Genomic DNA, 8,095 nt, shown 5'->3' with positions numbered 1-8,095 from the left:
ACCACGGTGGACAGGCTCAAGTACCGTAGGGGTTGGATTGCGTCGTGCCGTCACTCCATCCCGTGTTGCAGGGGTAGGGGTAGTGTAAGCACCGTGCGGTGCGTGTCGGCGGGGAGGACCCCAAGTGGTTCCCGGATTGATTTCGGCGCTTGAGTTGGCTTGGTGTTCGACCCCAGCGGTCATAAATCCGTGGGGGGCGGAGTGAAAGTGGACGCGATTCACGCCCGGCGTGAACGGCGGGATTCTCTCGCGGTCATAGATAGCGCGCGTTGTTATCGACTGGTACGTCACTCGGCCAGCCGTGGCGCGAGGATATTGGCACCCAGCACGAGTCCGCCGGCAGCGGTGAGTCCCCAGACGATGATCGAGCCAATCAGCAAAAGGGGGCTCTTGAACGGTGTCAGCGCTGGTCCGCCGAAAGCGCCGAGCGCGAGCACGAGGACGAGAATCGGCGTGATCGCGATCGCGATTGGCGGTGTGGCCGACAGTCCGTATCGGGTACCCATCCCGAGGCCGACGACGAACTGCGGGAAGAGATACATGAGTCCGAGTGCGACTGCCTGTGTCCAGACGCTGCCGACGAGAACCCCTTCTGCGACGAACAGTAATCCGGTCACGATGGCGAAGCCGACGGCCATCGCGAGAATCGTCGCGAGGGCTGGCAACAGCCCCATCACGAGCAGGTACTCCCGGTCAATCTCCAGCTCACCGCGCTGCAACGCTTCTGACATCTCTCTTTGGCCGTTTGGAAGAAACGTACTTTAGTCTGCTGTCTGCGAGTTCCTGATTCAGATTGCCGGCGGAACCGGCGTGTTACTCCTCGTCGGCGACCTCCTCCGGGTCGAGAAAACCGTGGTACGGGCAGACGTACTCGTCGCGGATGAGTTGTTCGTCGACGATATCCAGCCCGAGCGCGTCGAGTTCCTCGTTGATCCGGTTGAGATCGTCGTGGTCCGTCCCGATCGCGTTGACGTAGACGTTGCGCTCGCCGGTCATGATCTCGCGGACCGCGGTTACACCGCGGATCTCCCGTGCCTGGTTGGCCAGAACATCGCGCTCCGGAATCGGCGCGGTACAGATGATCTTGGTAAAGAGCGGATAGCCAGCCAGATCGTAGTCGATATCGATGTGATACCCACGAACGATCCCACTCGATTCGAGTTTGTTGAGCCGCGTCCGGACGGTACTCGGCGAAAGATCGAGTTTCTCCGCGATATCACTCGAAGAGGTCCGCCGGGCGTCCTGCTGCAGATAGTAGAGAATGTGCCGGTCTATCGAGTCTAATTCGCCGTCTTTCATTCGTTATCTCCCCGAGTGTCCGGGAGAACTATTAGTCTTGTTCAAAACTGGAGCCGGTCCACGCTGGCCGGGCGTACCTAACTGATGACGATAATCGTTATATATAGATCTATATTACTGTTCCCGTCAACTGAACCACCCCGTTTATGCGGTTCCGTCACAAAATGGCTGGTATCTACGACCATCTCAAACGATGAAAGAGTTAGAACGCGATCTTGGCCTGCCCTCCGTGCTCGCAATCAGTATCGGCGCGATGATCGGAAGTGGTATTTTCATTCTACCGGCGCTCGCGCTCGAAATCGCCGGTCCGGCAGTCATCTTCGCGTACGCGCTCGCGGGCGTACTCGTGATCCCCGCTGCACTCTCGAAATCAGAGATGGCGACGGCGATGCCCGAAGCCGGCGGGACGTACATCTACATCGAGCGCGGGATGGGACCGCTGCTCGGGACGATCGCCGGCGTCGGCACCTGGTTTTCACTCTCGTTCAAGGGTGCGCTCGCACTCGTCGGCGGTGTACCATACCTTCTCTTGCTGGTCGATCTCCCACTGAAACCGGTCGCGCTAAGCCTTGCAGCGGTACTCATCCTCGTGAACCTGTTCGGCGCGAAACAGACCGGCCGACTCCAGGTCGTCATCGTCGTCGTCATGCTGGCGGCGCTTGGCTGGTTCGCCGCCGGGAGCGCACCCAGCGTCCAGTCGGCCAACTACGCGGACTTCTTCGCCGACGGATTCGGCGGACTGTTCGCCGCGACGGGACTCGTCTTCGTCTCCTACGCCGGCGTGACGAAGGTCGCGAGCGTCGCCGAGGAGGTCGAAGATCCGGGCAAGAACATACCGCTGGGAATCCTGGGATCGCTCGTCTTTACGACGGTGCTGTACGTCGCGATCGTGGCGGTGCTGGTCGGCGTGACAGATCCGGGGACCGTCGCCGGCTCACGGACCCCGATGGCCGACGCCGCAGACGCGGCACTTGGCTGGGCCGGCTGGATCGCCGTCATCCTGGCAGCGATGCTGGCGTTGATCTCGACGGCGAACGCCGGGATTCTTTCCTCCTCGCGGTACCCCTTCGCGATGAGCCGCGACAAACTCGCACCGCCCTCGCTCGCGACCGTCAGCGACCGGTTCGGAACGCCAGCGACGTCGATCACACTCACCGGCGCGGTGTTGCTCGTATTGATCGCGTTCGTCCCGATCCTGGATATCGCGAAACTCGCGAGCGCGTTCCAGATCATGGTCTTCGCGATGATCAACGTCGCCGTCGTCGCCTTCCGGGAGGGCAGCGTCGAGTACGAACCGGAGTTTACCTCGCCACTGTACCCCTGGATGCAGATCTTCGGGACGGTGACTGGACTCCTGCTTTTGACACAGATGGGACCGATCGCGTACGGGGGCTCGATCGTGATCGTCGTCGCGAGTGTGCTCTGGTTTATGATTTACGTGCGCCCGCGCGTGAGCAGGGAAGGTGCAGCGACGGACGCCATCCGCCGGCAGGTCGGCCGGGAGGCACTCACCGACGTGGAGACGTCGATCGACGAGGACCGTCACGAGGTGCTGGTCGCGCTGACGAAACCGGGCGACGACGACCGTGAACGCGCACTCGTCAGCCTGGCCGGTGATCTCGTCCGCGAGGACGGCGGCCGCGTGGTCGCAGTACGATTTCAGGAAATCCCCGACCAGGCACCGCTGACCGACGACGCGACCATCCAGTCGTCGTCGGATCTCTCATTCGAGACGCGGATGGAGAGACTCTCGGAGGAACTGGACGTGGACATCGAGGCCGACGAGATCGTCAGCCACGACACGAAACACGCGATCACCAACTTCGCCGACCACCGCGGGATGGATACGATCGTCGCCGAACACGAGCCACTCCGACTGCGCTCGCGGTTGCTGGGCGATCCGATCGACTGGGTCGTCCGCCACGCGCCGTGTGACGTCCTCCTCGTCGACAATCTCGGTTACGACCGGCCGGAACGTGTCGTCCTCGCCGGAGAGCGTGGCCCGTACGCCCCGCTGGCTGTCAACGTCGGTGAGGCCGTCGCAGCGGCCAACGGCGGCGATATCTCCCTGTGGTACCCCGAGACAGATGAGCGCAGTTCCAAACACAGCCAGACGATGGCCGACTACCAGTCCGAACTGTCGGAGCTGCTCACAGTGCCTGTCCGCGTCGAATCGATCCGGACAGACGGCGGGGAGCTGCGACGGCCCGACCTGCTGGTGCGGCGCGGGCCGGACGACAGAGTCCGAAATACACTGTTCGACGACCGCCCGTCGGTCCCGAGCCCCGGCTGTACTACCATCACGGTGTATCCACACAGATCGCGGCGGCCGCCGCTGCACCGCCGACTGCTCGAACGGCTCACCTTCTAGCCGGGAGTCGGAAAATCAGTCACCCGTAGAAAGATGGTACAGGCCTTCTTCTTGCCGGGCAGGATGTTTCGAGCGAACAGTGCGACACGCAGTACCATTATTTATATGTTCATTTAATATATTTTATATTCGGTTCGACGTGTCGTGGTTTCCCGTCTCACACGGCCCTCCATTTCGACGGGTTTTTATATACACCTCCCATCGGAATGTAATGTACACGAGGTGGCGCAAGGCGGCTTCGGCCGCTGGGTCACCAAGACTCTAGGCGGGATCTCCCGCCGATGATGACGACGTGCCAGGGAGGCCGCTCTCTGGGTTCCACAGAACGGCTGTGGGATACACGGAAAGATGAGGATTCCACCCCTGCGGTCATGCCGTCAAGATGGGATCTGATATGAGCCTTGACAGTTCAGTGGTCTGTCCCCGATTTGCTCGGGCGACCGACACTGGACGACGGACATATATCATGTCTCCGCCAGCCCTCTGATTGAATTCAGAGAATCATTCCGGTTGATCCTGCCGGAGGCCATTGCTATTGGAGTCCGATTTAGCCATGCTAGTTGTACGAGTTTAGACTCGTAGCATATAGCTCAGTAACACGTGGCCAAACTACCCTACAGACCGCAATAACCTCGGGAAACTGAGGCTAATAGCGGATACAGCTTCCACGTTGGAATTACAGGAAGCTGGAAACGCTCCGGCGCTGTAGGATGTGGCTGCGGCCGATTAGGTAGACGGTGGGGTAACGGCCCACCGTGCCAATAATCGGTACGGGTCGTGAGAGCGAGAGCCCGGAGACGGTATCTGAGACAAGATACCGGGCCCTACGGGGCGCAGCAGGCGCGAAACCTTTACACTGCGCGACAGCGCGATAGGGGGACTCCAAGTGCGAGGGCATATAGTCCTCGCTTTTGTACACCGTAAGGTGGTGTACGAATAAGAACTGGGCAAGACCGGTGCCAGCCGCCGCGGTAATACCGGCAGTTCGAGTGATGGCCGATTTTATTGGGCCTAAAGCGTTCGTAGCTGGCCAGTCAAGTCTGTCGGGAAACCTGCTCGCTCAACGAGCAGCCGTCCGGCGGAAACTGATTGGCTTGGGACCGGAAGACCTGAAGAGTACGTCCGGGGTAGGAGTGAAATCCTGTAATCCTGGACGGACTACCGATGGCGAAAGCACTTCAGGAGCACGGATCCGACAGTGAGGAACGAAAGCTGGGGTCTCGAACCGGATTAGATACCCGGGTAGTCCCAGCCGTAAACGATGTCTGCTAGGTATGGCACAGGCTACGAGCCTGTGCTATGCCGCAGCGAAGGCGCTAAGCAGACCGCCTGGGAAGTACGTTCGCAAGAATGAAACTTAAAGGAATTGGCGGGGGAGCACTACAACCGGAGGAGCCTGCGGTTTAATTGGACTCAACGCCGGAAATCTCACCAGCACCGACAATGTGCAGTGAAGGTCAGGTTGATGACCTTACTGGAGCCATTGAGAGGAGGTGCATGGCCGCCGTCAGCTCGTACCGTGAGGCATCCTGTTAAGTCAGGCAACGAGCGAGACCCGCGTCCGTAGTTGCCAGCAACACCATTGGTGGTTGGGTACACTACGGAGACTGCCACGGCTAACGTGGAGGAGGGAACGGGCAACGGTAGGTCAGCATGCCCCGAATGTGCTGGGCAACACGCGGGCTACAATGGCCGGGACAAAGGGTCGCAACCCCGAGAGGGAGCGCTAATCCCCTAACCCCGGTCGTAGTTCGGATTGAGGGCTGAAACTCGCCCTCATGAAGCTGGATTCGGTAGTAATCGCGTGTCATAAGCGCGCGGTGAATACGTCCCTGCTCCTTGCACACACCGCCCGTCAAAGCACCCGAGTGGGGTCCGGATGAGGCCTGGATACCCAGGTCGAATCTGGGCTCCGCAAGGGGGCTTAAGTCGTAACAAGGTAGGTCTAGAGGAATCTGGACCTGGATCACCTCCACAGACCGGGACCGAGGCGTAGTCCTCGGCCCACAAGTCCTGTCTTCGGACAGGCAATGGTGACACTGAACTGTCAAGGCGTCCTCTCACGAGGACCAGACCGATCGCACTGGTGCGAGTCTTTGACCCCGGTTCGATTCCGGGTCGGTCACTACCGTGGTCGGCATCGTCCGCCCACGAAACCGATGCACCATCCCGCGCAAGCGTGGTTGGGAAGGGTAGATGTCAGCGCTTTACCGCAGCGTCTTGACGATGACAACCGTATGTACGTGCAATCCAGACGTCAACTGGACCCGTTTCATCGTGGAACGTGTGTCCGACTATTATCTGACCGTCCAGGTCAGAGCTATAATAGCTACTATGCCGTTTGGTGAATGGCTCGGTTCGAGCGCCGACGAAGGACGTGCCAAGCTGCGATAAGCCTGAGGGAGCCGCACGGAGGCTAAGAACTCAGGATCTCCGAATAGGAATCCTCTTCGCAATTGCTTTGCGCAATGGGGAACGCCGGGAATTGAAACATCTCAGTACCGGCAGGAAAAGAAAACGAATGTGATGTCGTTAGTAACCGCGAGTGAACGCGATACAGCCCAAACTGAAGGTCTCACGACCAATGTGGTGTTGGACTGGCTTTCATCGTCCGACCGTCTTCATGAAGTCTCCTGGAATGGAGCGTGAAACAGGGTGACAACCCCGTAACGAAGACCAGTACGACGTGTGCCAGCTCCGGAGTAGCGAGGGTTGGAAATCCCTTGTGAACATGGCAGGCATCGATCTGCTAAGGCTAAATACGACTCGAAACCGATAGCGAACAAGTAGCGCGAGCGAACGCTGAAAAGTATCCTCCAACGGGAGGTGAAATAGGGCCTGAAATCAAGTGGCGATGGAGCGACGGAGCATAAAAGGTCCTGTGATAAACGACCGGAGAGCGATCTCCCAGTAGGACTCACAGGAAGCCGATGTTCCGTCGTACGTTTTGAAAAACGGACCAGGGAGTGTGTTTGTTTGGCGAGTCTAACCTGTTTATCAGGGAAGGCGCAGGGAAACCAATATGGCCGCAGGGCTTTGCCCCAGGGCCACCGTGTTCAAGCGCGGGGAGTCAAACTGACACGACCCGAAACCGGACGATCTATGCGTGGGTAAGGTGAAGCGTGCTGAAAGGCACGTGGAGGCCTGTTAGAGCTGGTGTCTTACAATACCCTCTCGTAACCTATGTATAGGGGTGAAAGGCCCATCGAGTCCGGCAACAGCTGGTTCCGACCGAAACATGTCGAAGCATGACCTTCGCCGAGGTAGTTTGCGAGGTAGAGCGACCGATTGCCGTGTCCGCCCTCGAGAGAGGTCGGCTCGGCTGTCAAACTCCGAACTCGCAGACGCTGTCGACGCGAGGAGTCCGGTGCGCGGGGTAAGCCTGTGTACCATAAGGGAGACAACCCAGCGCTGGGTTAAGGTCCCAAAGTGTGGATTAAGTGCGATCGAAGGTTGTCTCGAGCCCTAAACAGCCGGGAGGTGAGCTTAGAAGCAGCTACCCTCTAAGAAAAGCGTAACAGCTTACCGGCCGAGGTTCGAGGCGCCCAAAATGATCGGGGCTCAAATCCACCACCGAAACCTAGCCACACTCGTTACAGAGTGGTTGCGTAGGTCGGCGCTCCGCGTGGATGGAAGCATGGGCGAGAGCTCGTGTGGACCGCGTGGTGACGAAAATCCTGGTCATAGTAGCAGCGATAGTCGGGTGCGAATCCTGACGGCCAAAAGAGCAAGGGTTCCTCGGCACTGTTCGTCAACCGAGGGTTAGTCGATCCTAAGTCGTACCGCAACTCGAATACGACAAAAGGGAAACTGGTTAATATTCCAGTACCGGCAGACAGTGAAAGTCGACGCTTTTGGAACATCCGGGCTGGGCATTCGCCCAGTCGAATCATCGAATTTCGTGGAAGCCGTAATGGCACGAAGCGAACGAATGGTGAGATAGCGCAAGCCGGACGTACCGAGAGCCCGTGAAAAGACGAGTCTGCTGTCCGTACCGAGATCCGACACAGGTGCTCATGGCAGCGAAAGCCAAGGCCTGTCGGGAACAAACAACGTTAGGGAATTCGGCAATTTAGTCCCGTACCTTCGGAAGAAGGGATGCCTGCCTCGGAAAGAGGCAGGTCTCAGTGACTAGGGAGCTCGGACTGTCTAATAACAACATAGGTGACCGCAAATCCGCAAGGACTCGTACGGTCACTGAATCCTGCCCAGTGCGGGTATCTGAACACCTCGTACAAGAGGACGAAGGACCCGTCAACGGCGGGGGTAACTATGACCCTCTTAAGGTAGCGTAGTACCTTGTCGCTTCAGTAGCGACTCGCATGAATGGATCAACCAGGGCTCCGCTGTCCCAACGTTGTGCCCGGTGAACTGTACGTTCCAGTGCGGAGTCTGGAGACCCCCAAGGGGAAGCGAAGACCCTAT

Annotated in this window: 3 protein-coding genes and 2 rRNA genes; 3 read left to right on the top strand and 2 right to left on the bottom strand. The window is 58.8% G+C overall.

Going from position 1 to position 8,095, the window contains the following annotated elements; genetic code table 11:
- Window positions 1-287 precede the first annotated feature (287 nt).
- Both EOW68_RS17970 and EOW68_RS17965 read right to left on the bottom strand, forming a co-directional pair.
- A complete protein-coding gene (locus EOW68_RS17970; protein WP_128226532.1) occupies window positions 288-731 on the bottom strand; it encodes a hypothetical protein in 444 nt (147 codons plus the stop codon).
- A gap of 82 nt (window positions 732-813) precedes the next feature.
- Window positions 814-1,299, bottom strand: a complete 486-nt coding sequence (locus EOW68_RS17965; protein WP_128226531.1) for an Lrp/AsnC family transcriptional regulator — start codon at window positions 1,297-1,299, stop codon at window positions 814-816.
- Between the two features lie 193 nt (window positions 1,300-1,492).
- On the opposite strand from EOW68_RS17965, the gene EOW68_RS17960 reads away from it, so the two are divergent.
- From EOW68_RS17960 to EOW68_RS17950, 3 genes are all read left to right on the top strand, one after another.
- A complete protein-coding gene (locus EOW68_RS17960; RefSeq protein ID WP_128226530.1) occupies window positions 1,493-3,670 on the top strand; it encodes an amino acid permease in 2,178 nt (725 codons plus the stop codon).
- Window positions 3,671-4,173: 503 nt separating this feature from the next.
- Window positions 4,174-5,645, top strand: a 16S ribosomal RNA gene (locus EOW68_RS17955).
- A gap of 345 nt (window positions 5,646-5,990) precedes the next feature.
- Window positions 5,991-8,095, top strand: a 23S ribosomal RNA gene (locus EOW68_RS17950); the annotation flags it as partial.

The sequence above is a fragment of the Halovenus amylolytica genome (assembly GCA_004015825.1).
Lineage (GTDB): Archaea > Halobacteriota > Halobacteria > Halobacteriales > Haloarculaceae > Halovenus > Halovenus amylolytica.
Note: the sequence above shows the minus strand (reverse complement) of the source record. Positions and strands in the feature narration are given on the sequence as shown.

Coding starts and splice junctions, on each gene's coding strand:
- EOW68_RS17960 (WP_128226530.1), top strand. CDS start 1,493: ATGAAAGAGTTAGAACGCGATCTTGGCCTGCCCTCCGTGCTCGCAATC.
- EOW68_RS17970 (WP_128226532.1), bottom strand. CDS start 731: ATGTCAGAAGCGTTGCAGCGCGGTGAGCTGGAGATTGACCGGGAGTAC.
- EOW68_RS17965 (WP_128226531.1), bottom strand. CDS start 1,299: ATGAAAGACGGCGAATTAGACTCGATAGACCGGCACATTCTCTACTAT.